Raw genomic sequence first — 26,681 nt, 5'->3', positions numbered from 1 at the left:
GCGGCGCTGGCGGCGATCGCCGCGGCGCTGCAGCAAACGGCAGACGCCGCCTAGGTTCGTGCGTTCCGCGCTGCGCACCATCCCTTGCCCGCCATAGCCTGAGCCCATGCGGAACCGCGGGCCGCATCTGCCGTTAATCTGCGCCTCGGTTGGCAGAATTTCAGCCGCACGATCCGCGCAAACCCAGGCCCGGCTTCGGCCGGCGCGCGGACGGGCGAGGGAGCGTGCGATGGGCTTCGGCAATTTGCTCTATTGGGCCTTGGTTTTTTTGATCATTGCGATCGTCGCCGGCGTGCTCGGCTTCGGCGGCGTCGCCGGGACAGCCACGCAAGTGGCGCATGTGCTCTTCTGGATCGCAATCATCCTGCTGATCGTTTCGCTGGTCTTCGGCCTCAGGCGGCGTTAGACGAGGCTATCGATCTCGACCGCGCAATGCGCTAGGGTTCCGACCAATAGGGGCGCCGGACTTGTTGGCGTCTGTATAGGAGGAGCCCATGGAAATTCGCGAACCGCGGTCGAAAGCGGCCTCTGCCGCATTGGACTGGTCAGCGGGTGGCTATTCGGTTGCCGCCAAGTCGCTGCAATTGCTGGCCGAGGATATCAGCAATATTTCCGCAGCCAATTTCGAGCGCAATGCCAAGCTGATCGACGATTTGCGCGGCGCCCGCACCGTCGAGGATCTCGTCTCCATCCAGACCAAATTCATGGCCGGGATGTTTGAGGCCTTCAACGATCACGTCCGGCTGATGGGTTCACGCATGGCGGAATTGCGCAACGGCATTGTCGATGCCGGCCAGTCGGCGCCGGCAGGCTCCGATGCGGCCGCTCCAGGGCAGCCCGGCGGCGATTTGAACCAGGCGATCGAAGCCGGCAATGTCGCGATGCTGGCCAATCTCAAGGCAGGCCAGGAGATCACCCGCTCGGCCTTCGAGGCGGCAGAAAAGGCTGCCGATACGATTCGCAACGTCGCCCGCAATGCCTTTTCTGTCGATGGTCTGCCGCCGGCTTCGACGGGCAAGGGCTGAGAGGCCTAGCGCGACGTAATCGCGTTGCGCAACGCGAGTGGGTGAGCGATGTAATCGAGCCGCTCCAGGCTTGCGCCGGTGCCGCGCACCTGGACGGAGCCATAGCCGAGGAGCCGGCCGAGCAAGGATTGATCGACGTCGACCGATTCGACCTTGTCCATATTCATCTCGACCGTATGGCGGCGGATAAATCCGGTTTTGTAGATCACCCGTGTCGAGGTGACGGCGATCTCAGTCGTGAAGCTGCGCCACCAAGCATGCAGCGCCGCAGCGAGCGCAAGCACACCGAGAATGAAGGCGAGGCTGAGAGCTGAGAATTTCAGCCCGTGCCGATCATCGAGAAAACGCAGTACGCCGAGGCAGAGCGCGGCAACGACGGCCAAGATGATCGTCCGCCGGTAGATGATCCAATGCAAATGCCCGTCGAAGAGAACTTTTTCGTCAGGCTGAAGAATCTGGCCGAGATAGCTCATGCGTCACATTAACTCCGTGTCATGTTGACGACCAGACCGGCAATTCGAGCCAACCGGCGCTTTTTCAAGTGCCGGACGAAACGCCCGCAGCAAGGCATTGTGCTGCCACAAACTTTTTTGATGGTGCGGCTGCGCTTTCGAGCGCGGCCCTTGATCCTGCCGAAGCCCCGCTATGGTATTCGCAGGGAGAATGGTCCACAACATCCTTCTCTGACGTGAGGCGAGATCGCGATGGCGGAAGCGAACACAACATCTCTCGAAGCGGCGGTATCGCGCGCGGCGGAGGCGGCGCTCGACAGGATCGCGGCCGCGCGCGCCGCGCTTGGCACCGTCATCTTCGGCCAGCATCAAGTGATCGAGGAGGCGCTGGTCACGCTGCTTTCGGGCGGCCACGGCCTGCTCGTCGGCGTGCCGGGCCTCGCCAAAACGAAACTCGTCGACACTCTCGGCAAAGTGCTTGGCCTCAATGCCCGGCGGGTGCAGTTCACGCCTGATCTCATGCCGGCCGATATTCTCGGCTCCGAAGTTTTGGAGGAGGCGGCGGACCGGCGCCGCAGCTTCCGCTTCGTGCCCGGGCCGATCTTTGCGCAATTGCTGATGGCCGATGAAATCAACCGCGCCAGCCCGCGCACGCAATCGGCGCTGTTGCAGGCGATGCAGGAGCATCATGTCTCGGTCGCCGGCGAACGGCACGATCTGCCGCAACCTTTTCACGTGCTCGCCACGCAAAACCCGCTCGAACAGGAGGGCACTTATCCGTTGCCGGAGGCGCAGCTCGATCGGTTCCTCATGCAGATCGACGTGCCTTATCCCGACCGCGCCGCGGAAAAGCAGATCTTGATCGAGACGACCGGCGACAAGGATCAAGAACCCCGCCAGGCGATGACGACGGAAGACCTGCTTGCGACCCAGCGGCTGGTGCGCCGGCTGCCGGTCGGCGAGCAGGTTGTCGAGGCAATCCTCGACCTCGTCCGTTCGGCCCGGCCGGGCGAGGGCGATGCCGCGATCACCCAGCACATCGCTTGGGGCCCGGGGCCGCGCGCGGCGCAATCGCTGATGCTGGCGAGCCGGGCGCGGGCCCTGGTCGATGGCCGCCTATCGCCGTCGATCAGCGACATTGTCGCTTTGGCCGAGCCGGTGCTGAAGCACCGCATGGCACTGACATTCGCCGCCCGTGCCGAGGGCGAAACCGTGCCGGGGATCATCGCGAAACTGACGCGGAAACTCGCCTGACCATGACCGATGTCCGTCTGCTGGACCGCGCCGAGCAGCAAGTTTCAACCACCACGGAGAGCGGCGCGCTGTCGCTTGCCGCGAAACTGCCTAGTCTCATCGTTGCCGCCAAAGAGGTCGCTGCGAGCGTCACCTACGGCGTGCACGGCCGTCGCCGCGCCGGCATCGGCGAAACCTTCTGGCAGTTCCGGCCCTTCGTGCCGGGCGAATCGACGGCGGGCATCGATTGGCGCCGCTCGGCGCGCGACGATCGCATCTACATCCGCGAACGCGAATGGGAGGCAGCGCATACGGTTTCGATCTGGATCGACCGGTCGGCGTCGATGGGCTTTGTCTCCAATCTCGCGCTGCAGCCGAAAAGCGACCGTGCGCTCGTCCTTGGGCTTGCCGCGGCCGATCTCTTGGTGCGCGGCGGCGAAAGAGTGAGCCTGCTCGGGCTCACGCGGCCGCTGGCGTCGCGCGGCATCATCGCGCATTTTGCAGAAGCGATGCTCGCCGAGGAGCGTACGGCCGCTTACAGGGCCGCCGAACTGCCGCCCAATCTCGTCCTGGCGCCGCGCTCGCAGGCAGTGCTGATCTCGGATTTTTTGAGCGACCCGTCCGCCATTGCGGCGCGGATCAAGACGCTCGCCTCGCGCGGCGCGCATGGCCATCTCGTGATGATCGCCGATCCGGCCGAAGAGACGTTTCCGTTCGCCGGCCATACGGAATTCCTCGACGTCGATTCATCGGCGCGGCTGCGGGTGGGGCAGGCGGAAAGTTTTCGCCGCGATTATATCGCCCGGCTCGAGGCGCATCGCGCCGCGGTGCAGCAGGCCGCCCGTCAGCGCGGCTGGAGTTTCTTGCCGCATCGCACGGATCGGCCGGCCTCCGAAGCCCTGTTGGCTTTGCGCATGCGGCTTGAGGCCGATGTCTTGGGGGTTGCGCGCTGATGTTTGGCCTGCCGCTGGCATTCGCCTTTCCGGCCGTCTTGATCGCCCTCGTCGGCCTGCCGGTGCTTTATTACCTGCTGCAGGTGACGCCGCCCAATCCGCGCCGCGTGCCGTTCCCGCCGCTGCGTCTCATCCTCGATCTTCGGCCGCAGGACGAAACCGCGGCGCGCACGCCCTGGTGGCTGCTGGCGCTGCGCCTGGCGATCGCCGCGGCGATCATTTTGGCCATGGCCGGGCCAGTGCTCAATCCGCTGCCGGCGGGAGCGGGCGGCAAAGCGCCTTTGCTCGTCGTGCTCGACGACGGCTGGCCGGCGGCGCCGAGCTGGGACATGCGGCAAGCCGCTGCGGCGGATCGGATCGAAGCCGCGGGCCGGCGCGGCCAGCTCGTCGCCCTCGCGGCGACATCCGAAGGCGGCCGCGAGATCGCTCTGACCGATGCGACGCATGCACTGGAGCATCTGCGCGCTATTAAGCCCTTGCCTTACGTGCCGGACCGGCTGGCTTTGCTCGCACCGATCAAGAAGCTCAGCGACGCGGCGCCGAAGATGGATATCGTCTGGATCGCCGACGGGCTGGCGCGCGGCCATGCCCGGGATTTCGCCGAAAAACTGGCGGCGCTCGTGCCGCATGTCGCGCTCGTGACCAGCACCCAGGCAGCGCGCGCGCTCGCCGGGCCTGAGAATCGCAGCGAGGGGCTCAAAATCCGCGTCTTGCGCGCATCGGCCACGGCGCCGGGGCTGGGCGTCGTCCGCGCCCTCGATCTCAAGGGACTCGCCATCGGCGAGACGCGCTTTGCGTTTCCGAAAGGCGCCTTGGAAACCAAGGCGAGCTTCGATCTGCCGGTCGATCTGCGCAACGACATCGCGCGGCTTGAAATCCTCGACGAACATTCCGCCGGCGCCGTATCGCTGCTCGACGCGCGCTGGAAGCGCCGGACCGTGGGGATCGTGAGCGACGAGACCGCCGATGTTTCCCTGCCGCTGCTCGCGCCGACCTATTATCTGCGCAAAGCACTGGCGCCTTTCGCCGACGTGCGCGAGGCGCGCCCGGGCACGCCCGATCCGATCGGCGTCCTGCTCGATCAGCATCCTGCAGTCCTCATCCTCGCCGATGTCGGCACCGTCTCCGATGCCGACGATGCGCGGCTGAAGCAATTTGTCGGCGGCGGCGGTCTGTTACTGCGCTTTGCCGGAACGCGGCTCGCCGCAGGCTCCGACGATCTCGTGCCGGTGCGGCTGCGGCGCGGCGGCCGCGTCCTCGGCGGCGCACTCTCCTGGGAAACCCCGAAGCGGCTCGCGCCTTTCGATGCGCAGAGTCCCTTCGCCGGTCTGCCCGTGCCGAAAGACGTGACGGTGCGCCGCCAGGTGCTCGCCGAGCCCGACGCCGATGTGCCGGGCAAGACCTGGGCGCATCTTGTCGACGGCACGCCGCTCGTCACCGCCGCGCATGACGGCAAGGGCCTGATCGTCCTCTTCCACGTGACGGCCGATACGACCTGGTCGAATCTGCCGATCTCGGGCCTGTTCGTCGACATGTTGCGCAAGATCGTCGACCTGTCGCAAACGCTCGCCAGGACCGACGCGACAAATGCTGGCGGACCCGCGAAAGCCGAAAGCGTGCCGCCGACGAGCATCCTCGACGGTTTCGGCGTGCTGGGCGCGCCGCCGCCGACGGCCAAGCCGGTCCCGGTCAATTTCACTGGCGCTGGCACGGCCGAACATCCGCCAGGCTTCTATGGGCCGCCGGATCAGCTGCTTGCCATCAATGCGTTGGGCGCGAATGAGACCTTGCAGGCGGCCGATTATTCCGGCTTCGGCTTTGCGCAGGAGCCTTTGCGGCGCGCGGCGCCGACCGATCTGCGGCCGGCGTTGCTGGCCATCGCCTTTCTCCTGTTCATTGCCGATTCGCTTGCTTCGCTCTGGCTTTCGGGCGGCTTCTCGCGCCGCTTCGGCCGCGCCGCCGCCGCGCTGATCCTTATTGGTTTGGCCGCGGGCTTTGCTGCGCCGTCGCAGATCAAAGCAGCGCCACGCGCAGATCCGCCCTTGTCGCAAAGCGATCTGCAATCGGCGCTCAATACGCGCCTCGCCTATGTCATCAGCGGCGATCCGGACGTCGATGCGGAGAGCAAGGCGGGCCTGACGACCCTCTCGCAGATCCTGGCGCAACGGACTTCGCTGATCCCGGGCACACCGGTCGGCGTCGATCCGGGGCGCGACGAACTTGCTTTCTATCCGATGCTCTATTGGCCGATCGTCGCCGACCGTCCGCAGCCCACAGCCGCAGCCATCGCCAAGGTCGCCGCCTATATGAAGCAGGGCGGCACGATCGTCTTCGATACGCGCGACGCCCTGACGGCGCATCCGGACGGGCCGCCGACGCCCGAGACCCTCTGGCTGCGCCAGCTTCTGCATGGCGTCGACGTCCCGCAATTGGAGCCGATCCCGCCGGATCATGTCGTCACCAAGACGTTCTATCTGATCGACGGCTTTGTCGGCCGCTACGAAACCGGCCAGACCTGGATCGAGGCGCTGCCGCCGCCGAATCCGGCGGATGGCGCCCGGCCGGCGCGTGCCGGTGACGGCGTCTCGCCGATCCTCATTACCTCGAACGATCTTGCCGCCGGCTGGGCTGCCGACGATAACGGCGACAGCCTCTATGCGCTGATGCCGGGCGGCGGCCGCCAGCATGAGCTGGCGCTGCGCGGCGGAGTCAACCTCGTGATGTATACGCTGACCGGCAATTACAAGACCGATCAGGTGCATGTCCGCGATCTGCTCGAACGGCTGGCGCACTAAGCCGCAGCGCCGCCTATTTCGCTTGCAGCGCGTCGGAAAGTTCGCGGAACGCGTCGCGCGACGGCGGCGATGCCGGCGATTGCGTCAGGGCATCGTAGAGCTTCGGCACCAAAGTAACGATCTGGTCGAGTTCGCTGTCCTGGCCCGTTTGATAGCCGCCCATCAGGCGCAGGTCGCGCGTATCCTCGTAGCGCGCGACCATGGATTTCAGCTTTAACACCAGCGTCTGCTGTTCCTTGGTCCAGACGTTCTGCGCCAGCCGCGAGATCGACGAGAGGATATTGATCGCCGGAAAACGGCCGAGATCGGCGATGGCGCGATCGAGCACGATATGGCCGTCGAGCGTGCCGCGGATATTGTCGGCGACGGGATCGTTATGGTCGTCGCCATCGACCAGAACGGAAAAGACGCCGGTGATCGAGCCGCTGCCTTCGGCGCCCGGCCCGGCGCGTTCGAGCAGCTTCGGAAGGTCGCTGAAGACGCTCGGGGCATAGCCGCGCGCAACAGCCGGCTCGCCGGCGGCGAGGGCGACATCGCGCGCCGCATGGGCAAAGCGCGTCACCGAATCGATGATCAAGAGGACGTTCTCGCCGTGATCGCGAAAATATTCCGCGATCGTTATCGCGGTCTTGGGCGCGAGCCGCCGCATCATCGGACTTTCGTCGCCGGTCGAGACCACCGTCACCGCGAGCTTGCGATTTTGTCCAAGCGAATCGTCGAGGAATTCGCGCACTTCGCGGCCGCGCTCGCCGACGAGCCCGACAACGACGGCGCTGAATCCCTTGGCGCCGGCGAGCATGCCGAGCAATGTCGATTTGCCGACGCCGGAGCCCGCAAAAATGCCGATCCGCTGTCCGGCACACAGCGGCATGAAAAGATCGATGGCGCGTACGCCGGTCCGCACCGGCGTTTTCACGCGCGCCCGATTCAACGCCAAAGGAGGCGGAGATTCGATCGAGCGCGCCTGCTCACCCCGCCGCAAGATCCCCGCGCCATCAATCGGCCGGCCGAGCGCGTCGATGACGCGGCCCTTCCAGCTCGCATCCGGCGACAAGTGCAGCGGGCCGATCCGATAGGCCCGGTCGCCGATCCCCGCCGCGACATTGGCGTCGAAACTCTTGACCGTCGTGCCCGACGGATCGATGCGGACAACCTCGCCCAGCTGGGTTTGGCTGCCATGCTGCAGGCCGACACATTCGCCGAGCTTGAGGAAGTGCGACAGGCCGGCAATGCGGTAATGCGAGGGGGCGACTTCGCTGACGAAGCCGCCGACGCGCAAATCGCCGATTTCTTCGAGGCCGTAATTGACAGCCTCTTCCAGTCGCGTCAGGGCCGTCATCGTGCCGCCGCTGCGCAGGTGCTCAAGACGTGCCGCCGAGAATCGGGAGCGCATCCTTCAACGTGTTTTCATTTTTTTCTGCGCCACCGGAGATGCTTTCAAAGGCGCGCTCGATCGTGATCAGTTTGGCCATTTCGAGGATCGGATTGACGTTCGAGCCTTCGACATGGCCTTGGACGATTCCGTTGGTGTTGAAATCGAGGATCGGCGTCGCCGGCTTGTCGGGAATGACGCCGGAATTCTCATAGCGGGTGAATTTCGCGCCCGGAGCGATCTGGAAAAGGCCAATGGCGCCGATCTGTTCGCCGCCCTGGCTGATCATGCCGTCGCCACCGATCACCGGCGGCCCGGCGGTCGGATCGAGAATGAGCGGCGTACCGCCGGCATCGAGAATCGGATGCCCGGCCAGCGATTCGAGTTCGCCGGTCGGCCGCATGCGCATGCGGCCGTCGCGCGTATAGACGGTTCCGCCGGGTGTCTGGATCGCCAGGAATCCCTCGCCTTGGACGGCGACATCGAGCGGGTTGTCGGTCCGCTCCAGCGGCCCTTCGGTGCGGGTAATGTAATCCCTGCCGGCTGTCGCATAGGCCACGGGCGCATCGCCACTGCGCGAAACGTAAGTATGGAAACTGACGCCGGCGGCGCGATAGCCGACCGTGTTCATATTGGCGACGTTTAACGCAAGGGATTCAAGCCGCTTTTCCAGCGTCAATTGCGCCGAAAGCGAAACATAAGGACCGGACTGCATGACTTACGATCCCCCCTGCCTGAGATTGGCGATGCTTAGAAGCAGATTTTGGCTGATGCCGGGCTGAGACACGAGCATGGCGATGGTCGGCGGTGCGCTCGTGCCGCCGGTCGGATTTTTCGCGTCATAGCTGGCGGTGAAGCGTTCGATGAACTTCTGCAGATAGGTCGGGTTCTGCAATTGGCTGATGTTCAGAAACTGGCCGACGGTCTTCGCCTGCATGTCGATGCTCTCGAGCGACAGGGTCGTCGGCAGGTTGAACGCCGTTTCGAAGACGTTCAGCAGCGTCTTATCGCCGAGAATGTTGTACGGGCTGGTGATCTGCGATGCCATCCGCTTGAAATAGAGCGCCATTTGCGCGCCCTGATTCTGCTGGCCGATGTTGTTTTCGACCGTCTGCTCGTAAAAATTGCTGACGGTTGTCTGCTGCGTCTTTTCCGAGGTCGTCGTTGCGGCGCCGTTCGCCTTGAAGTTGAAGGCCGCGGCGAGTGCGGAATAACGCGGATCGTTTAGGCTCGCGGCGAAGCTGTTTGCGCCGCTGCCGCCTTCGAGAACCTTGGTGATCAAGGCCTTTGCATTCAGGTTGTTGGCGAGGCCAAAGGCGTTCATCACGTAGTTATAGAGGCGCGAATTGTTGACGAGCTGCTTGGCGCTGGTCACCTTGCCGATATTGTCAAGAAAGTATTTCGTCTGCTGCTCGACGGACGGCTCGGTGGCGACCGACCCGGCGTAATTCGACCCCGCCCGGGTGACGGCATTATAGAGCTGAGTGGCAGTAAGCACGGCTTGCTCCCTCGAAGGTTCTCCAGCTTTGATGCCGCTGGCTTGTCCGGGCCTGACCTTGCCGCCGTGCGTCATCGGGCCGGATTTCAGCTTCGGGCAAGCCAGCAAGCTTACGACGAGGCTGACTAGGTGTCGGAGGGGCGGCCTTGAGTTTTATCATCGGCTTGGTGATTGCCATGAGCTGCATCGTCGGCGGTTACGCCAGCGAGGGTGGCCATTTGTCGGTCATCTGGCAGCCGATGGAATATCTGATGATCGCCGGCGCGGCTGTTGGCACATTCATCGTCGCCAATTCGCTTTCGACCATCAAGGATACCGGCCGCGCCGTGATGGAAGGCATCATGGGCAAGGCGCCGACCCAGCGCGATTATCTCGACGTGCTCGGCGTACTCTATGCGCTGATGCGGGAACTGCGCGGCAAGGCGCGCAACGAAGTCGAATCGCATGTCGACAATCCGGACGAATCGGAAATCTTCCGCGCCTTCCCGAATGTCCTGAAGGACAAGGAGCTGACCCATTTCATCTGCGACTATGTCCGGCTGCTCATCGTCGGCAATGCGCGCACGCATGAGATCGAAGCCTTGATGGACGAGGAAATCGAGACGATCACGCACGACCGGCTGAAGCCCTATTATTCGCTGACCACGGTGAGCGATGCGATGCCGGCACTGGGCATCGTTGCGGCCGTTCTCGGCGTCATCAAGGCGATGGGCGCGCTCAACCAATCGCCCGAATTGCTCGGCGGTCTGATCGGTTCGGCGCTGGTCGGCACTTTCGGCGGCATCCTGCTCTCTTATGGTTTCACCTCGCCGCTGGCGCATAAGATCAAGGTGACGCGCGAGAAGCGGCTGCGGGTCTATTTCATCGTCAAGCAGACGCTGCTCGCATTTATGAACGGCGCCATGCCGCAGATCGCGCTCGAGCACGGGCGCAAGACGATTTCCTCGCACGACCGGCCGACGATCGACATGGTTGAGAATGAGACGATCTCCGGCGGCGCACGGCAGGCAGCATGACAACGCGCGCCAAGCATCACGCCGAGCCGGACCCGCAGCCGCGCTCGCCCGAACATTTGTTCGATTCGGCCGGCATTTCGATCGAGCGCATGCCGATGCTGCGCGTCATCTTCGATCGCCTGGCGATGCAATGTTCCGAGAACACGCGCCAGCTTTCGACGGCGCCCGCCTATTTCAGCGTCAATTCCGTCAAGACCGAGCGGCTCGGCAAAATTCTGGAGACGGCCGAAGGCAAGGCCGTCGTCGCCGTCCTGCATGCGCAAGCCTGGGATGCGCGCGTCCTCGTCGGGCTCGATAACAAGCTCATTTTCGCGCTAGTCGAGGCGCTGTTCGGCGGCGATGGCAGCGAGGCGCCTTACGTCGAGAATCGGGCGCTGACCAATATCGAAATGCGTGTCGCGCAAAAGACCATCGATCTCATTTCGCGATCGCTCCAGTCTGCCTTTTCGGTGATCGTCGAGTCGAATTTCAAATTCGAACGGATCGAGACGCGCATGGATTTCGCGGCGATCGCGCCGCGCAACAATTTTGCGGTTCTGGCCAAGTTCAATCTGCGCATTCTCGCCCGCTCCGGAGAGCTCTTTATCGTCATTCCGCAGGCCGCGCTTAACCCGATACGCCAGAGTCTCACGGCCGATCACACCATTGACGTCGCCGCGGCCGACCCGCGATGGAGCCGGCGGATCAAGACGGAAGTCAGCAAGGCCGAGGTCACGGTCCAGGCGATCATCCAGGAAGAGGGATTCACGCTCGGCGATATTGCCGATCTCAAGGTCGGCCATATCCTGCAGCTCAAATCGACGCCGAAGAGCCGAGTGCGGCTTGAGTGTAACGATGAGCCGCTGTTCTGGTGCCAGCTTGGCCAGGCGGAGGGCAATTATACGCTTCGCGTCGATGCAGTCGTCGACAGCGATCAGGACTTTTTGGACGGATTGATCGATCATTAAAATTCCGCCGGCCGGCGGACGAAGGATTTAACCTTCGACCGGCTGGCTCGCGGTACGGAATAGGGCGCTGGTCATGATAGAGAACGAGGCTTCGCATCTGGATGGCTTCGCTGAAATCGCCGAGGAAACAGCGGCGGTCCCGTCGGCTATGCCGGGTGAGGGGCGCAATATCGATGCCGTCTTGCGCATCCCGATCACGCTGCAGGTCGTGCTCGGCTCCGCGACCATGCCGGTCGCCAATCTCCTGAAGCTCGGGCGCGGCGCCGTCGTTCCGCTCAATCACCGGGTCGGCGAGCCGGTCGATGTCGTGGTCAACGGCCGAGTCGTGGCGCGCGGCGAAGTCGTCGTCGTTGAGGACGATACGTCGCGATTCGGCGTCTCTCTGACAGAGGTTCTCGGTCCCAACGCGGCGAGTGAGCGCTGATCCATGTCCGCCGACGGCGCCGCTCCATCCAATGCAGAGGAGCCCAAATCGCTCGATGGGCCGTCGAAAGTCGCGGCACTGTTGCTGGCGATGGGCAAGCCGCTGGCGAGCCGGCTGCTCAAGCATTTCGATCAGGATGAGTTGCGCGAGATCACCCGTTCGGTTGCCGAACTTGGCGTCGTTCCGATGCCGATCATCGAAGACACGATCGAGGAATTCGCTGGCAATTTCATCAAGGGCGCCGGACTTATGATCTCGCCCACCGACGCCGAGCACCTGCTTTCCGGGCTTCTGCCGCCCGAAGAGATCTCCGACATCATGTCGGATGTCACCGGCAATTCCAATCAGTCGATCTGGCAGCGGCTTTCCGGCGTCTCGGAGACGCTTTTTGCGAGCTATCTCGTCAAGGAGCATCCGCAGACCGGCGCGGCGATCCTCTCGAAGGTGACGCCCGTCTGCGCGGCGAAAGTCATGGGCCAGCTGCCGCGCGAGTTCCGCAACGAGATCATGCGGCGCATGGTCGGCATTGCCCTCGTGTCCGAGCCGGCCATGCGCATTATCGAAAGCACGTTGCAGGAAGACCTTCTCGTCAATGTGTCGCGCAACAATCGGACCGCGCATAACGGCCGGATGGCCGATATCATCAATAAGATGGAGCGCGAGCAGATGGAGGACGTGCTGCAGAGCCTTGCCGAGGCACGGCCGAAGGTCGCCGAAGTCCTGCGCGGCCTGCTCTTTACCTTCGATGACATCATCAAGCTGCCGGCCAAATCGAGGCTCGCTCTGTTCGATCAGATCCCGACGGAGCGCGTCGTTCTTGCGCTTAAAGGCACCGACGCCGGCTTCCGCAATGCGATCCTTTCGACGCTGTCGTCGCGCGCCCGGCGCATTGTCGAGGCGGAGCTTTCCAATGGCGGCCCGGCGCCGCATCGCGAGGTGCTCAAGGCGCGCCGGATGATCGCCGACCTGGCGCTCGAAATGTCCGAACGCGGCGAGATCGAGCTCAATTCGGAAGAAGACGACGAAGAGATCTACTGACGGGATGACGCGCGAATATGGCGGAGAAACCCGACAGGGATAGCCGGACAGAAGAAGCCACAGAAAAGAAAATCCGCGACGCGATCGAACGCGGCAATGTTCCGGTCTCGCGCGAGGTTTCGATTTTTGCCTTCACCGCCGGCTTGCTCATCATCATGGCATTCTTCGTCAAGACGGGGGCGGCGGCGCTCGTCGTGATCCTCGAGCGCCTGCTCGACAACGCCAATGATTGGCGGCTGGCGACCGGATTTGACGCCGTCGAGCTCTGCAGGCTCATTGCCGAGCAGGCCGGCGCCTTGCTCGTTCCTGCCTTCGTGATTCTCATCGTTGCGGGCCTTGGTGCGTCGTTTGCGCAGAATCCGCCGCGTATCGTCTTCGAGCGCATCCGGCCGGATTTTTCCCGCGTTTCGCCCGCCGAGGGCTGGCACCGCCTGTTCAGTATGCGCGGGGCGACCGAATTCTTGAAGAGCGTCGTCAAGTTCCTCGCCATCGCCCTCATCATTGCCGCCATGCTGCAGGCCGACCGCCTACAATTTGTCGATGCGATGTTCGTTGATCCGAATGTCTTTCCGGACGTCATTATGCAAATGGCGATGCGGTTCGTTTCCGGCATCACCGTGGCGACGCTGGTGATCGTGACGGTCGATCTCGTCTGGTCGCGGATGAACTGGCGCCGCGAGTTGCGCATGAGTCGGCAGGAAGTGAAGGACGAGGCCAAGCAGATCGAAGGCGATCCGATGGTCAAGGCGCGCATGCGCTCGCTCGCTTTGGACCGGCGGCGGCGCAACATGATCGCCGCCGTGTCGCGCGCCACCATGGTTGTCGCCAATCCGACCCATTATGCCGTCGCGCTGCGCTATGTCCGCGACGAGGGTGGGGCGCCGCAGGTTCTCGCCAAAGGCAAGGATTATCTCGCGCTGCGAATCCGCGCGGCGGCCGAGGAAAACAATATACCGGTTATCGAAGATAAGGCTCTCGCAAGGTCCATGTATGACAGTGTCGAGGTGGACCGGACGATTCCCCCCGAATTTTATCGGGCCGTTGCGGAATTGATCCACATGCTTCAGAGACGCGAGCGCCGTCGTGCGCCGATACATTGAGAGATTTGCCATGCTGGCCGGATCATCCAGCGATCATTCCTTGCTGCGTGCCAAAGCGATTGCCGATGGGATTATGGATGTCGCGGCGGAGCTGCGACTGATGAATGTCGCCGATTACGTTTCGTTCATTCATCTCGAGCAGTTCAACAATATCCGCGATATCGTCAATTCCTCGATGGAGCTTTATTTCAAGCACGGCACCTTGTCCTACGGATGCTCAGCGGACTACGAGCTTGAATGGGATCGGCCGCCGTCGATCCTTCTCGATCTCGAATTCCGCCACCGCGACATTACCGTGCGCTTCAATCTTGTCTTGCAAGCCGCGCATGCGAGCGTCGAAATTTCCGAAATCACCTTCGCCGCAGGCTCGCAAGGCGAGGCGAACGACACGCTCCGCCTCGTCGAGGCCATCGCCGACGCGAAGCTGGCGGCGCGCGCCTGCTGAGCGCGGCCCCGCGCCAGCCTGGGGCAAGATTTCGGCCCTAGGCTTTTTTTTGAGATTGAAGAACGGGTGCGATCTTGGAGCCGATTTACCTTTTCGACCTGGCGACGTCGCAGCAGCATTGGTTGGCGGTGCGTCAGGCGGCCGTGGCGGAAAACGTCGCCAACGCCAATACGCCCGGCTATGTCGCCAAGGACGTGGCGCCGTTTGACGATGTTCTGCAGCAAACACAGTTGCAGCTCGTCTCCACCAATCCGCGGGATTTTTCGCTTAATCCTCTCAGCAGCGAAGACGCAACGAAGGATGCGTCGCCCTGGGAGGTGGTGCCGTCCGGCAATTCGGTGAGCATGGAACGCGAGATGCTCAAGGCCAATGCCGTCAGCCGCGATTATTCGATGAATACGGCGATCGTGAAGTCGTTCGCCCAGATGTTTACAGTTGGCGTGAAGGGCTCGCCATGATCGATCCAATCGAAGCGGCGATCGCCGCCGCGACCTCCGGCCTCGAGGCGCATTCCACCCGGATGCGCGTTATTTCCGAAAATCTGGCCAATGCCGAATCGACGGCTGCGACGCCGGGTGCCAACCCTTACACGCGCAAGCTCGTCACCTTCGAAGACGAGATGGATCAGGCGAGCGGCGCCGATCTCGTGAAAGTCGCGGCCATCGGCTATGACCGCTCGCCCTATCGTGTCGAATACGATCCGGGCAACCCGGCTGCCGATGCGAATGGTTTCGTCAAGCTGCCGAATGTCAATCTCATTAGCGAGATGGCCGACATGCGCGAAGCGAATCGCTCTTATTCCGCCAATATCCAGGTCGTCAAACAGGCGCGCGAGCTCTTTACGATGACCGTTGATCTGATGAGGAACAACTGATGATTCCCGCTCTCACGCTCCTCGGTACTGTCGCGTCCGATGCGCTCGGCAGCCTCTCCTCGATCGCGCCGGCCATCACGGGCGCCGGAGCGCCCGCGGTATCCTCCGGCGCGCCGACGGATTTCGGCTCGGTCTTGGCGCAAGTCACCGGCGATGCCGTCGATAAGCTGAAAGCCGGCGAAGCGACGGCGATCTCGGGCCTGCAGGGCAGGGCCTCGGTACAGGACGTTGCGAAGTCGGTGCTTGATGCGCAGCAATCGCTGCAAACTGTTGTGGCAATCCGCGACAAGGTCGTCTCGGCCTATCAAGAAGTAAGCCGCATGGCGATTTAAGGGGCGCGATATGTCATCAACGATTCTGTCCATTGCGGCGACCGGCATGGCGGCGCAGAGCCTCAACGTCGAGGTGATCGCCAATAACATCGCCAATATCAACACGACCGGCTTCCGCGGCTCGCGGGCCGAGTTCACCGATCTGATTTATCAGCCGGAGCGGTTGCCCGGCGCGTCGAGCCGCGGCCAGAACAGCGCCGTGCCGGAAGGCGCGATGGTCGGTCTTGGCGTGCGGACGGCGGCGGTCCGTAGTCTGCAAATTCAAGGCACGCTCAACACGACCGGCAATCCGCTCGATCTTGCGATCAGCGGCCGCGGCTGGTTTCAGGTTACGGCGCCGGACGGTAGCTTGCTTTATACCCGCGCCGGCGACTTTTCGACCAATCAGAACGGCCAGATCGTGACCCAGGACGGTTATGTCGTGAGCCCGTCGATGATCGTGCCGACCAATGCCTTGAGCGTCACCATCAACCAGACCGGCGTCGTCTCCGTGACGCTCGCCGGCCAGACGCAGCCGCAGCAGATCGGCCAGTTGACGCTCGCCAATTTTGCCAATGAGGGCGGTCTTCTGCCGGTCGGCAACAACAATTTCCAGCAGACGGAAGCCTCCGGCCAGGCGGTTGCCGGCATTCCGGGCGATCCTGGCTTCGGCGCCATCAACCAGGGCTTTCTCGAAGCCTCGAACGTCGATCCGGTAAAGGAAATCACCAATCTCATCACCGCCCAGCGCGCCTATGAGATGAACTCGAAGGTGGTTCAGGCTGCCGACCAGATGGAGCAGACGCTCACCAAAAATATGGGGTGACGCATGAGCTTTGAATCGCAACGCGCCTCGGCGCGAAGGAAGAACAGGCGTCGTCTTGCGGCGCCCGTTTTGTTCATGGCGCTCGTCGCGGCACCGGCCTATGCCGGCAACGTTCTGCCGGTGCCGTCGGTGACGATTTATCCTGGCGATGTCATCAAGCCGAACTGGATCGTCGAGCACGATTTCGGTTCGGGCGGTCCGATGCGGGGGGCGGCGATCGACACGCCGACGGCGCTGATCGGCAAGGTGGCGCGGCATACGCTTCTGCCGGGCCTGCCGATTTCGGCCAATGCGGTGGGCGAGCCGCGGCTCATTGTCGATGGCCAAAAAGTGAGGGTCATCTTCGAGCAGGATGGGCTGATCATCGAGACCTATGCCGCCGCCTTGCAGGCCGGCGGCGCAGGCGATGTCATCTCGATCCGCAATCTCGATAGCGGGGTGACGATTTCCGGAACTGTGCAATCCGACGGAACGGTGCGGGTGGGCGGATAATGTTTCGTCTTTGTCTCGTCCTGGCTTTGTGTTTCGCGGGCTTCGGCGCCGATGCCGCCGTGCGCATCAAGGATATTTCCTCGCTCCAGGGCGTCCGCGACAATCAGCTCTTGGGCTATGGTCTTGTCGTCGGCCTGCAGAATACGGGCGATACGCTGCTCAATTCGACGTTCACGGCGCAGGCGCTCGCGTCCATGCTCGATCGGATGGGCATCAATGTACGCGGCAGTTCGATGCGCACGCGCAACGTCGCTGCGGTTCTCGTCACCGCCGATGTGCCGCCGTTTGTGACGCCGGGCACGCGCATCGACGTGACGGTGTCGTCGCTTGGCGATGCCGTCTCCCTGATGGGCGGTACGCTCGTCCTCACCTCGCTCAATGGCGTCGACGGCCAGACTTATGCCATCGCCCAGGGGCAGGTCGCTGTCTCCGGCTATGAGGCCGCGGGCCAGGCGGAGAGCGTCACCGAAAACGTACCGACCGCCGGGCGAATCGCCAATGGCGCGCTGATGGAGCGCCAAGTGCCAGGTGATCTGCAGGACGTTGGGGCGCTGACATTCGAGCTTAAGAACCCCGATTTTGCGACCGCCGAGCGCGTGACCGACGCGATCAATTCCTTCACGCAGCGCCATTTCGGCATGGCCGCGGCGCGCCAGCGCGACCAGCGTTCGGTCGATGTCGATGCGCCGCCAAATGTCAATAAAGCACGCTTCATCGCCGAACTCGGCGAACTCGAAGTCGAGCCGGATATGCCGGCGCGCGTCGTGATGGATGCGCGCAGCGGCGCTGTGGTCATCAGTCAAGACGTGCAGATTTCCACCGTGGCGGTGACCTACGGCAATATCACCGTGCGGGTGACGGAAACGCCGCAGGTTTCTCAGCCTGCGCCATTCTCGAACGGCCGGACGGTCGTCGTGCCGAATACGCAGGTCAACGTCGATCAGTCTGGCGGGACAATTGCCATCGTGCATGGCCCGAGCCTGCGCACGCTCGTCGCCGGCCTCAACCAGATCGGCCTCAAGCCGAGCGGCATCATCGCGATTCTCCAGGCGATCAAGGCGGCGGGCGCGCTACAGGCCGATCTCATCGTCGAATAGGCCTTACGTCAACAAGCCCGGCACAAGCTTCTTCTTGCAGTGTCGCGGGCGCGAAAGGCAGCAGGTCATGTGCGGTTGTGCCCTCGAGGGGTGCGGCCCGGCGACCGTGCGGATGGGAACATGCGGTACGTTTCATTTGCCCTTCTGTTCTTGTGCATCTCCGTGGCGGGGTCGCGCGCGCAGACGCGAGCGGTGGACGACAACATGGGCGCGGCGGGCGCGGCGCAAGCCGATTTTCCGGAGCAGGCGGCGCAACAGCCGGTCGATCTCCATGCCCAGTCGTTGAAGCGTCAGGCGTCTGAGACGCGCGCCAAAGCGGAGGCGCGCATGCGGGCGCTCCGCACCTTGCCGGAAGTTCGGATGTTCTGCGCCAACAATGTCTCGACGGCCGGCGCGGCGCGAATAGCCTGGCAGGCGGCAAAGCTCGAAGAGCTCGAGGCGCGTCTGCAGCAGAAAATCGCCGAGCTCGAAGCCAAGCGCGCGGAATACGAAGAATGGCTGCGCAAGCGCGACGAGGCCTTGAAAAAAGCGAGCGCCGACGTCGTCGCGATTTATACGAAGATGGAGCCGGAGGCGGCGGCCAACGAGCTTGCCCAGATGGACGACACGATGGCCGCAGCACTTCTGAGCAAATTGAACACGCGCGTCGCAAGCTCGATCCTTGGTCAAATGGATCCGGCCCGCGCGGCGCAGCTCACCGATAAAATGGTAGGCGTCAACACCGGCGACGGGAAGAGATCTTGATGCGATCATTGCTACGACCAATGCTTCTCTTGGCCGGCTTGCTGCTGTTGACGGGCTGCGCCGGCGATCTGAAGGAAATCGGCCGCGAGCCGCAAATGAGTCCCGTCGGCACGGGGCTATCTGCGGATGTAGCGCCGATGCCAACCTCGGTGTTCGCGCAAAATGGCCGCTCGACGTCCGGATCGATCTGGGACGGCAGCCGGTCCGATATTTTCAGCGATCCGCGTGCCTCGCGCATCGGTGACGTGATTACGGTGAATATTTCGATCAACGATAGCGCCGTTTTCGGCAATTCGAGCGGCCGCGACCAGAATTCCGAAGTCAAGGGCGGACTAAACTATCAGGTCCAAAACAGCGGCGGCCAGACCCAATGGTATCCGCAATATGACTTCACCTCGTCGTCCACCGAGCAGGGCCAGGGCTCGATCGATCGTTCGGAGAAAATTCAATTGTCGGTCGGCGCGGTCGTCACCGATGTCCTGCCGAACGGCAATCTGATCGTCAGCGGTTCGCAAGAGGTGCGTGTCAATTACGAATTGCGGGTGCTGAATATTGCCGGTATCGTTCGGCCGCGCGACATCTCGAAGGACAATACGATCGCCTATAACAAGATTGCGGAGGCGCGCATTTCCTACGGCGGCCGCGGCCGCATCATGGAAGTGCAGCAGCCTGCCGTAGGTCAGCAGATTTACGACCGGTTCAAGCCGCTGTGATGCGATGAAGATTTCCGCCCTCATAAACGGTCTTTTTCGAAAGAAAGCGAGCGCGGCAGCGCCCGTGACCGAGGGCGCGGAAGAGGGGGGCGAGGAAAGTCCGCCGCCGCCGCAACTGTTTCCGGCCCTGATTCCCTGGCTTCTGACCATGGCGGGGATGAGTGTCATCGCGATTATCATCGGCGCGGTGGTCGGGCTTACGATGATAAGCTCGGCGCGCAACGAAGCGCGCAACCTCGTCGCCGCGCAAGAGCGCGCAGCGCCCGACGCAAGTCTGATCGCCTTGCCGCCGATCATTACCAATCTCGCCGATCCGTCCAATGCCTGGGTGCGGCTGCAAACGGCGATTGTCATCGACAAGAAGTCGACGACAAAGCCGGAGGTCATGGCTGCGGAAATTGCCGACGACATTCTCGGTTTCATGAAAACGGTGACGCTCGCGCAGATCGGCGGCGCCAGCGGCCTTCAGCATTTGCGCGAGGACTTGACCGAGCGCGCCGTGATCCGCTCGCGGGGGCACGTCCGTGAATTGATCATCCAAACCTTGGTGGTGCAGTGAAGCGCCTGTCTCTTGCTCTGGCGCTGCTGCTCGTCCCGGCAACGGCCGCGCTCGCGCAGACCCCGGACCTCAATACTTTGATCCCGCAGGGCGGCGGCAGCGCTGCGGCGCGGATCATTCAATTGGTCGCGCTGCTGACAGTTTTGTCGGTCGCGCCCGGCCTTTTGATCATGGTTACGAGCTTCACCCGATTCATCGTCGCGCTGTCCTTCGTGCGCTCGGGGCTCGGATTGCAAAGCACGCCGGCCAATCTGGTGCTCATCAGTCTGGCTTTGTTCATGACCTTTTACGTCATGGCGCCGACCTTCGACCGTGCCTGGCAGGACGGCGTCCAGCCCCTCATGGACAATAAGATCGACGAAAAGGCCGCTTTTCCGAAAATCATCGAGCCGTTCCGGCAATTCATGCTCAAGCAGGTGCGCGACAAGGACCTGAAGCTTTTCGAGGATCTTGCGCCGCCCGATCTCAAGCTGGCGCCGCCGACCGGGAAGCAACCCGCTCCCGAGGTCGAGATCCGCGTTCTCATCCCGGCCTTCATGATTTCGGAATTGCGCCGCGGCTTCGAGATGGGCTTTTTGATCGCCTTGCCCTTCCTCGTCATCGACATCGTCGTCTCGACGCTGACCATGTCGATGGGCATGATGATGCTGCCGCCATCCGTTATTTCGCTGCCGATCAAGGTCCTTTTTTTCGTTCTCATCGACGGCTGGAACATGCTGATCGGCAGTCTCGTGCGGTCGTATAGCTGATGATGTGAGCCATCGCATAAAAAGGTGGGGGCATGGCAAGATCTATCATTTTTGCGGGATGCGTGCGCGATTGCGCGCCGTATCTGCCGCAGGTGCTGGCAAATTGCGCGCGCTTCGCGGCAATGGCCGGCGAAGCCGCCTTCGTTTTTGCCGAAAACGATTCTCAAGACGGCAGCAAGGCGATCCTGGCGGATTGGTGCCGGGGGCGCGACAATGCACATATCCTTTGCTTCGACGGGCTGGACGCCTCGCTTCGCTTGCGGACCGAGCGAATCGCTTTCCTGCGCAATCGCATCATGGCCTTCGTGAAGGAGCGCGGGCTCGCCGATTACGATGCTCTTTGCATGCTGGATTTCGACGAAGTCAACGCGTCGGAGATCGCTCCGGACGGCTTCGCTGCGGCCTTGGAGTTTCTTTTCGCCGCTCCCGACCATGCCGGCATTTTCGCCGTTTCAGACCCCGTCTATTATGACATCTATGCGCTGCGGCATGAGCATTGGAGCCCCGGCGATTGCTGGAAGGCTGTCCGCGGTGCGCCGGTGGCGCATATGCCGGATCTGTTTCAGTCCCTCATCTGTGATCGGCAGGTTCCGATCGAAGAGACTCACGCGCCGATCGCCGTCGAGTCGGCCTTCGGAGGTTTGGGGCTTTATCGTCTGAGCGCTATCCTCGATGCTGCTTATATCGGCCTCGATATCGACGGTTCGGAAGTATGCGAACATGTCAGCTTTCACGCCGACATCGGGCGCCGCGGCGCAAAGCTTTATATATTTCCGCGTCTGAGAAACAAAACGCCGTGGCAGCATTGTCTCAACGGACGCCAGCAGAAGACCATGCGGCTCGGCAATGGCGCAGCCCAATTCGAATTGATCGCGCCGCAATCGCACCAGCTTGATCATTATCTCAGCACCTATCCGCTTTACGATCGGCGTCTTCCCCTGCTGCTGACGGTCTTCAATCAAATTGTCGGCGATGCGTCGGTTCTCGACATCGGCGCCAATATTCTCGACACGATCGTTCTGATGTGGCTGAGCGGCGTGCGGCTGACAAAGACCATTTCGGTCGATGCCTCGCTCGAATTCTACAAGTATGCGAAGTTCAACGCCGAGCGAAATGGCGCCTATGCGCGCAACAGCGAGATCGTGTGGGGGTTCGTCGGCGCCGAGGAGGACCGGGGCAATATCGCGGCGGTGAACGGCACGGGCAATGTCAGGGAATTGCGCCGCTATGGATATCTGCAGTCCTTGCTTGAGCCAAGGCGTGTGACTTTTGCGGATCTCGCGCCCGATGGCGTCGATCTCGTCAAGACCGATCTCGATGGCTACGATCATGTGGTGATCCGGCAGAATCTTTCGTGGCTCAAACGCTGGCAGCCGATGTTATGGGTCGAAGCGCAGATCGAGGACGGCGCGGATATTTCGGCGTGGAGCAGCAATCTTTTGGCGCTTGCCGAGGATTTTCCTTACGTCGCGGCCTTCGACAATTTTGGCTTTTGTCTGTGCAGCGGTTCGATGGCCGAAAAATGGAATGTCGTTCTCGACCTGATCGGAATCGGCGCGCGCTACAAGGCCAATGAGAGGACCGCTGGTCCGGCGCGTTTCTATTATCTCGACATTCTCTTCGTGCCGCAGCGCCTCGCCGAAGTCTTTGACGCGTTCGTCGGGCAATTGCCGGAAGTGAAGCTGGCGAGCGCCGTCTCTGTCTCGGCCGAGACGCCCGCGGAGGAATACCATGCCAAGGCCGGCTGAGCGATCGGTTGCGATCGTCATCCCGTCGCGCCTCGCCGGAAGCACGAACCGTGTGCTTTTCGTCGAGCAAGCGGTCGCCGCAGCCCGCGCGCAGACGCGCCCCGCCGATATTCGGCTTGCCTTTTTTATCGGAATTGATTCGGACGCGCAGGTTCCGCCGTCGCTCGGCTTGCAGCCGGACATTACGTTCGCGCGAAGTGCCGGGCGCAGCCAGTCGGCGGCAATCAACACCGCGGCCCATGCGGCCGCAGCCGGGGGCCATGATTTCATCGCCATGCTTGAAGACGATGACCAATGGGAAGCGAATTTTCTCGCCTGGTCTCTGACCGCTCTCGAGAGCTGCGACTTCGTCTCCTCGAATCAATTGGAGATCGATGCCGAGGAACGCGCGATCAGGGTCAACGATTTTCCGACGCCGTCAGGCTGGATGATGACGACGGATCTGTGGCGGCGGGTTGGCCCGTTCGACGAATCGCTGCGTTGGCACGTCGACAATGATTGGCTTGGGCGGCTGGCATTGAGCGGGGCCAAACGGATTCATCTCGTCGAGGCGACGGCGCCGGTGACCCTCCAGACCTGCGCGCAGGTTCGGCCCTGGATCGCCAATGTCCTGACCCAGGGCGGTCCGAACAGCACCGTCAAACGTCATCTTTCTTCGCGGCCGCTCATTCGGCGCATGGTCCATCACGGCTCTGGAATGTACCGGATTGCGACCGATCCCGTGGCCGCTGCGCAAAGCCAGGACGAATACCAGCAGTTGGCCAGCCGCTATGGACGCATCCCATGGTAGAGGGCGGCGCCGGCGCGCTTAAGTTTCGGGAAAGGTTTTGCCGGTAGCGTCATCAGCACGGCAGGTTGGAGACGCATTCTCCAAAGGCATCAGGCCGCCCTGCCGTACCGGCGCAAACCCGGCATGTCCCACAAGTATTGGCCAACCTAGGGACATACATCCATGTCAAGTGATCTTCTCGTAAATTCGTCTGCCATGACGGCGCTGCTCGCCCTCAATCAGACGCAGCAGAGCCTCAATACATACGAAAACCAAGTCTCGACGGGTCTCGCGATTTCGGGCGCGAAGGACAATGCCGCCTATTGGTCGATTGCGACTTCGATGAGCTCGCAGGTCGACAGCTTGAACGCGGTTTCGAGCGCGTTGTCGGAAAGCGCCGCCCTGTTGTCGACGATGAACACGGCGTTGCAGCAAACGGTGACCGTCGTCAACAACATCAAGACGGACCTTCAGACGGCTTCGAACCTCGTTAACGAAGGCGACACGGCCGATCTTGCCAAGACCCAGAGCGACATCAACTCGCAGATCCAGTCGCTGCTGAGCCTTGGTCAATCGACCAACGTCAACGGCGTCAACTTCCTCATGGCATCGTCCGGCGCGACGGTGAATTTGCTCGCGTCTTATAACCCGACCAGCGGCGCGCAATTCATCACCATCGACACCGGTTCGACGACGGCCCTGTTCAATACGGCCTCGACCGCGGCGACGACGGGTATTCTCGGTTCGTCGGGCGCGGCTTCGGGCCTGTCGGTCCTCAACTTCAATGTGACGGGTGCGAGCGCTGGCGCCATCGCCAACATGCTCACCGATATCGGCTCGGTTCTGAACAGCGTCACGTCGGCAGGCAGCGTCGTCGGCGCGGCCCAGAACAACGTGACCGAGCAGCAGAACTTCATCTCGAATCTGACGGATTCGCTGACGTCCGCGGTCGGCTCGCTCGTCGATGCGGACATGAACCAAGCTTCGACGAAGATTTCGGCCCTGCAAGTTCAGCAGCAGCTCGGTGTTCAGGCGTTGTCGATCGCCAACTCCAACACCCAGCTCATCCTGAAGCTCTTCGGCCTGTAATAACTTCGCATAAGCCTTTTTCGCGAGTGCGGCCGCGCCTGTTGCAGGTGCGGCCGTTTTTATTGCGGGCAATCTCCGCGCAAGCTTGTCGCCGCACATTGCTGCAAAGCGAGAGCGGAGGCGGGGAATGGCGGCGCTCGAACAAGCGAAGCGCGTCTGGGATAATCTACTCAAGCTCGGCACGCGAAGGCTCATCGGCCTTGGCATGACGGGCCTTGCGGTCTTTCTCGTCACGGGTCTTGCCGGCTATTATCTCAGCCGGCCGACGCAGGAGCTTCTTTACGGCGGCCTCGACCGCGAGGACGTAAGCCGCATCGCTTCGGCGCTCAAGGAAGCCAATATCGATTTCGATGTCAGCGCCGACAGCACGGCGGTCTATGTCCATTATGGACAGACGGCGCAGGCGCGCATGTTGCTCGCCGAGAAGGGGCTGCCGAACAGCCCGAACGCCGGTAACGAACTCTTCGACAAGCTCGGCTCCCTCGGCCTCACTTCGTTCATGCAGCAGGTCACGCGCGTCCGCGCATTGGAAGGCGAATTGGCGCGGACGATCCAATTGATGAGCGCGGTGAAAGCCGCGCGGGTTCACTTGGTGTTACCTGACGATGGATCGTTTCGCCGGGAAAGCCAGCCACCGTCTGCCTCGGTCGTCGTGCGGACCGAAGTGCCGGACGATGTCTCGGTCGCTAAGGCTATTCGTCATCTTGTCGCCGCGGCCGTTCCGGGCATGAAGCCCGAGGAGGTAACGGTGCTCGATACCGACGGCCTGCTGCTCGCCTCGGGCGAGGATTCCGGCGACAGCGAACCCGGCCAGATGCTCTCGCTCGAAAAGACGTTTTCGAAGGAAATTCAAGACAATATCAGTCGTACTTTAACTCCTTTCTTCGGCTTCAATAATTTTCAGATCAGCGTCGCGACGCGAATCAATACCGACAGAAAACAGACAAACGAGACTGTTTTCGATCCCGATTCGCGCGTCGAGCGCTCGGTTCGTGTCGTGAGATCGAACGAGACGTCGCAGAATTCGACCAATCAACCGCCGACCAGCGTCACGCAGAATTTGCCGCCGAGCGGAACGCAGTCGGACAATGGCAAACAGTCGAACGAAGAGAATCAGAAACGCGAAGAGACGACGAACTACGAAGTCTCGTCGAAGACCATCCAGACGATCAGCGGCGGCTTCGAAGTCGAGCATATTTCGGTCGCTGTCCTCGTCAATCGCGCGAGCCTCGTCGCCGCGCTCGGCGGCAAGGCCACGCCCGAGGCGATCGACAAAGAGCTCGCCGATCTTAACCAGATCGTCGCATCGGCCGCCGGCACGAACACGGCGCGCGGCGATATGATCAAGATTTCGGCCGTCGATTTCGTCGAATCTGGTCGCGATCTCACGCCGGTGCCGCCGCCGACCTGGCAGGAAATCCTGTTGCGGCAGACCGGGACGGCCATCAACGGCGGCGTGATCCTCGTCGTCGCGCTGCTGATGCTTTGGTTCGGAGTCAGGCCGGCGATTCGGGCCTTGGCTGGTTCGCCGGCAATCGGCGCATCCGCGGCCGCCGGCTATCTCGGTGCCGACAGCGTGATGCTGCCGGAGCCGGTTCTGCCAATGCCCGACGCCATGCCGATGGCGGCGTTTCCCACTTTCACGGGCGAACCCAATTTGATTGAGGATCTCGCCGACAGTTCCAAGCGCGCGCCGGTGAAGCGGCTTGAGCAGATCGTCGAATTCGACGAACAGCAGGCCGTCAATATCCTCAAACTCTGGATGCGCCAGCGGAGCGCGGCATGATGCTGCGACCGGTCGCCGATTACCTCGTCCAGATTGGCTTAGAGAGCGACGAGCCGCCGGTGTTGGTCGTGCCGCCTGAGCCGGACCTCGCGCCGCTATGGCCGGAGGAGCCAGAAGAAGATCCGCAAATTGCCATCGATGCAGCGCGTGACGAGGGCAGGGCCGCCGGGCGCGAGGAGGCAAGGGCAGAGCATGAGGCGGAATTGGCGCGCGCGCAGGAGCGTTTCGATGCCGAGCTGAACGCGGCACGCGAGGGCTGGGCGCGGGAGGAGGGCGCGCGCCTGCAGGAACAGCTTGGTGCGGCGATGTGCGCGATCGAGGAGAGGCTTGCCGATTCACTGGCGCGGGTTCTGCGGCCGTTTATCGTCGCCGCCTTGCGCCGGCAGATGATCGAAAAGTTGGTCGAGAACATCCGGACAATCGTCGGCAGCGCCGACATGATCGCGATCCAAATCGCGGGCCCTGCCGATCTTATCGAGGTTTTGCGCCATGCGCTCGAAGGCGCTCCTGCGGCCTTCGACTATCTTGTCCGCGATAGTGTCGATGTCAGCGTCGTCGCCGAGCAGACGTCAATCGATACGCGCCTCAAAGCTTGGACAGAGCTTATCGGTGCGGAGGCATAGAGC

At 62.4% G+C, this 26,681-nt stretch carries 30 protein-coding genes; 26 read left to right on the top strand and 4 right to left on the bottom strand.

From position 1 onward, the window contains the following. Positions 1-229 precede the first annotated feature (229 nt). Both Q0025_RS06985 and Q0025_RS06980 read left to right on the top strand, forming a co-directional pair. Entirely contained in the window at positions 230-406 is a 177-nt protein-coding gene (locus Q0025_RS06985; protein ID WP_297297390.1) for a DUF1328 domain-containing protein, read from the top strand. An 88-nt stretch (positions 407-494) separates the two neighbouring features. Next, complete coding sequence (locus Q0025_RS06980) at positions 495-1,025, top strand: phasin family protein (RefSeq protein WP_297297388.1); 531 nt, start codon at positions 495-497, stop codon at positions 1,023-1,025. A 5-nt stretch (positions 1,026-1,030) separates the two neighbouring features. Here the strand turns inward: Q0025_RS06980 and Q0025_RS06975 are convergent, their stop codons facing one another. Then, a complete protein-coding gene (locus Q0025_RS06975) occupies positions 1,031-1,498 on the bottom strand; it encodes a PH domain-containing protein (RefSeq protein ID WP_297297387.1) in 468 nt (155 codons plus the stop codon). 231 nt (positions 1,499-1,729) lie between these two features. On the opposite strand from Q0025_RS06975, the gene Q0025_RS06970 reads away from it, so the two are divergent. The 3 genes from Q0025_RS06970 to Q0025_RS06960 are packed head-to-tail and all read left to right on the top strand — an operon-like array spanning position 1,730 to position 6,458. Next, positions 1,730-2,731 carry a MoxR family ATPase gene (locus Q0025_RS06970; RefSeq protein WP_297297385.1) on the top strand — a complete coding sequence of 334 codons (1,002 nt, stop codon included), beginning with the start codon at positions 1,730-1,732 and terminating at the stop codon, positions 2,729-2,731. 2 nt (positions 2,732-2,733) lie between these two features. Then, positions 2,734-3,663, top strand: a complete 930-nt coding sequence (locus tag Q0025_RS06965; RefSeq protein ID WP_297297383.1) for a DUF58 domain-containing protein — start codon at positions 2,734-2,736, stop codon at positions 3,661-3,663. Continuing rightward, complete coding sequence (locus Q0025_RS06960; RefSeq protein WP_297297381.1) at positions 3,663-6,458, top strand: DUF4159 domain-containing protein; 2,796 nt, start codon at positions 3,663-3,665, stop codon at positions 6,456-6,458. The genes Q0025_RS06965 and Q0025_RS06960 overlap by 1 nt, the downstream gene beginning before the upstream one ends. Before the next feature lie 13 nt (positions 6,459-6,471). Here Q0025_RS06960 and fliI read toward each other — a convergent pair whose 3' ends face one another. Genes fliI through Q0025_RS06945 form a run of 3 tightly spaced genes read right to left on the bottom strand, consistent with a single transcriptional unit; the run spans position 6,472 to position 9,328 of the window. Further along, positions 6,472-7,797 carry a flagellar protein export ATPase FliI gene (gene fliI / locus Q0025_RS06955; RefSeq protein ID WP_297297379.1) on the bottom strand — a complete coding sequence of 442 codons (1,326 nt, stop codon included), beginning with the start codon at positions 7,795-7,797 and terminating at the stop codon, positions 6,472-6,474. 22 nt (positions 7,798-7,819) lie between these two features. Beyond that, complete coding sequence (flgF, locus tag Q0025_RS06950; RefSeq protein ID WP_297297377.1) at positions 7,820-8,545, bottom strand: flagellar basal-body rod protein FlgF; 726 nt, start codon at positions 8,543-8,545, stop codon at positions 7,820-7,822. Between the two features lie 3 nt (positions 8,546-8,548). Further along, positions 8,549-9,328 (bottom strand): DUF1217 domain-containing protein, encoded by a 780-nt coding sequence (locus tag Q0025_RS06945; protein ID WP_297297375.1) that lies wholly within the window; start codon positions 9,326-9,328, stop codon positions 8,549-8,551. Between the two features lie 146 nt (positions 9,329-9,474). On the opposite strand from Q0025_RS06945, the gene motA reads away from it, so the two are divergent. The 21 genes from motA (at position 9,475) to Q0025_RS06840 (ending at position 26,678) form a co-directional block, all read left to right on the top strand. After that, positions 9,475-10,344 carry a flagellar motor stator protein MotA gene (motA, locus tag Q0025_RS06940; protein ID WP_297297373.1) on the top strand — a complete coding sequence of 290 codons (870 nt, stop codon included), beginning with the start codon at positions 9,475-9,477 and terminating at the stop codon, positions 10,342-10,344. Beyond that, a complete protein-coding gene (locus Q0025_RS06935) occupies positions 10,341-11,291 on the top strand; it encodes a FliM/FliN family flagellar motor switch protein (RefSeq protein ID WP_297297371.1) in 951 nt (316 codons plus the stop codon). The genes motA and Q0025_RS06935 overlap by 4 nt, the downstream gene beginning before the upstream one ends. A gap of 148 nt (positions 11,292-11,439) precedes the next feature. Further along, complete coding sequence (gene fliN / locus Q0025_RS06930; protein ID WP_297297396.1) at positions 11,440-11,715, top strand: flagellar motor switch protein FliN; 276 nt, start codon at positions 11,440-11,442, stop codon at positions 11,713-11,715. A 3-nt stretch (positions 11,716-11,718) separates the two neighbouring features. Continuing rightward, positions 11,719-12,753, top strand: coding sequence for a flagellar motor switch protein FliG (locus Q0025_RS06925; protein WP_297297369.1), 1,035 nt, complete (start codon positions 11,719-11,721; stop codon positions 12,751-12,753). Between the two features lie 17 nt (positions 12,754-12,770). Further along, the gene (gene flhB, locus Q0025_RS06920) at positions 12,771-13,853 is read left to right on the top strand and encodes a flagellar biosynthesis protein FlhB (protein WP_297297367.1); all 1,083 of its coding nucleotides are present in this window, start codon (positions 12,771-12,773) and stop codon (positions 13,851-13,853) included. A gap of 10 nt (positions 13,854-13,863) precedes the next feature. Beyond that, positions 13,864-14,298 (top strand): hypothetical protein, encoded by a 435-nt coding sequence (locus Q0025_RS06915; RefSeq protein ID WP_297297365.1) that lies wholly within the window; start codon positions 13,864-13,866, stop codon positions 14,296-14,298. A 74-nt stretch (positions 14,299-14,372) separates the two neighbouring features. After that, entirely contained in the window at positions 14,373-14,756 is a 384-nt protein-coding gene (gene flgB, locus Q0025_RS06910; RefSeq protein ID WP_297297363.1) for a flagellar basal body rod protein FlgB, read from the top strand. Further along, a complete protein-coding gene (gene flgC, locus Q0025_RS06905) occupies positions 14,753-15,172 on the top strand; it encodes a flagellar basal body rod protein FlgC (protein ID WP_297297361.1) in 420 nt (139 codons plus the stop codon). The genes flgB and flgC overlap by 4 nt, the downstream gene beginning before the upstream one ends. After that, positions 15,172-15,504 carry a flagellar hook-basal body complex protein FliE gene (locus Q0025_RS06900; RefSeq protein WP_297297359.1) on the top strand — a complete coding sequence of 111 codons (333 nt, stop codon included), beginning with the start codon at positions 15,172-15,174 and terminating at the stop codon, positions 15,502-15,504. Before flgC ends, Q0025_RS06900 begins: the two co-directional genes overlap by 1 nt. A 10-nt stretch (positions 15,505-15,514) precedes the next feature. Continuing rightward, positions 15,515-16,309: a flagellar basal-body rod protein FlgG gene (gene flgG / locus Q0025_RS06895; RefSeq protein ID WP_297297357.1), complete on the top strand. Its 795-nt coding sequence runs from the start codon at positions 15,515-15,517 to the stop codon at positions 16,307-16,309. Between the two features lie 3 nt (positions 16,310-16,312). Continuing rightward, positions 16,313-16,801 (top strand): flagellar basal body P-ring formation chaperone FlgA, encoded by a 489-nt coding sequence (gene flgA / locus Q0025_RS06890; protein ID WP_297297355.1) that lies wholly within the window; start codon positions 16,313-16,315, stop codon positions 16,799-16,801. Continuing rightward, a complete protein-coding gene (flgI, locus tag Q0025_RS06885; RefSeq protein WP_297297353.1) occupies positions 16,801-17,898 on the top strand; it encodes a flagellar basal body P-ring protein FlgI in 1,098 nt (365 codons plus the stop codon). Before flgA ends, flgI begins: the two co-directional genes overlap by 1 nt. A gap of 120 nt (positions 17,899-18,018) precedes the next feature. Continuing rightward, on the top strand, positions 18,019-18,642 hold the full coding sequence (locus Q0025_RS06880) for a MotE family protein (protein WP_297297351.1): 624 nt from the start codon (positions 18,019-18,021) through the stop codon (positions 18,640-18,642). Next, positions 18,642-19,355, top strand: coding sequence for a flagellar basal body L-ring protein FlgH (gene flgH, locus Q0025_RS06875; RefSeq protein ID WP_297297349.1), 714 nt, complete (start codon positions 18,642-18,644; stop codon positions 19,353-19,355). Before Q0025_RS06880 ends, flgH begins: the two co-directional genes overlap by 1 nt. Before the next feature lie 64 nt (positions 19,356-19,419). Continuing rightward, complete coding sequence (locus Q0025_RS06870; protein WP_297297347.1) at positions 19,420-19,914, top strand: flagellar basal body-associated FliL family protein; 495 nt, start codon at positions 19,420-19,422, stop codon at positions 19,912-19,914. Continuing rightward, positions 19,911-20,663, top strand: coding sequence for a flagellar type III secretion system pore protein FliP (gene fliP / locus Q0025_RS06865; RefSeq protein WP_297297345.1), 753 nt, complete (start codon positions 19,911-19,913; stop codon positions 20,661-20,663). The genes Q0025_RS06870 and fliP overlap by 4 nt, the downstream gene beginning before the upstream one ends. A 32-nt stretch (positions 20,664-20,695) precedes the next feature. Beyond that, positions 20,696-22,411 (top strand): hypothetical protein, encoded by a 1,716-nt coding sequence (locus tag Q0025_RS06860; protein ID WP_297297343.1) that lies wholly within the window; start codon positions 20,696-20,698, stop codon positions 22,409-22,411. Next, positions 22,395-23,201 (top strand): glycosyltransferase family 2 protein, encoded by an 807-nt coding sequence (locus Q0025_RS06855; RefSeq protein ID WP_297297342.1) that lies wholly within the window; start codon positions 22,395-22,397, stop codon positions 23,199-23,201. The genes Q0025_RS06860 and Q0025_RS06855 overlap by 17 nt, the downstream gene beginning before the upstream one ends. Before the next feature lie 162 nt (positions 23,202-23,363). Beyond that, positions 23,364-24,269, top strand: coding sequence for a flagellin (locus Q0025_RS06850; RefSeq protein ID WP_297297340.1), 906 nt, complete (start codon positions 23,364-23,366; stop codon positions 24,267-24,269). Between the two features lie 127 nt (positions 24,270-24,396). Next, entirely contained in the window at positions 24,397-26,055 is a 1,659-nt protein-coding gene (gene fliF / locus Q0025_RS06845; protein ID WP_297297338.1) for a flagellar basal-body MS-ring/collar protein FliF, read from the top strand. Then, the gene (locus Q0025_RS06840; protein WP_297297336.1) at positions 26,052-26,678 is read left to right on the top strand and encodes a hypothetical protein; all 627 of its coding nucleotides are present in this window, start codon (positions 26,052-26,054) and stop codon (positions 26,676-26,678) included. The genes fliF and Q0025_RS06840 overlap by 4 nt, the downstream gene beginning before the upstream one ends. Positions 26,679-26,681 lie beyond the last annotated feature (3 nt).

It is taken from the genome of uncultured Methylovirgula sp. (assembly GCF_947646745.1).
Lineage (GTDB): Bacteria > Pseudomonadota > Alphaproteobacteria > Rhizobiales > Beijerinckiaceae > Methylovirgula.
Note: the sequence above shows the minus strand (reverse complement) of the source record. Positions and strands in the feature narration are given on the sequence as shown.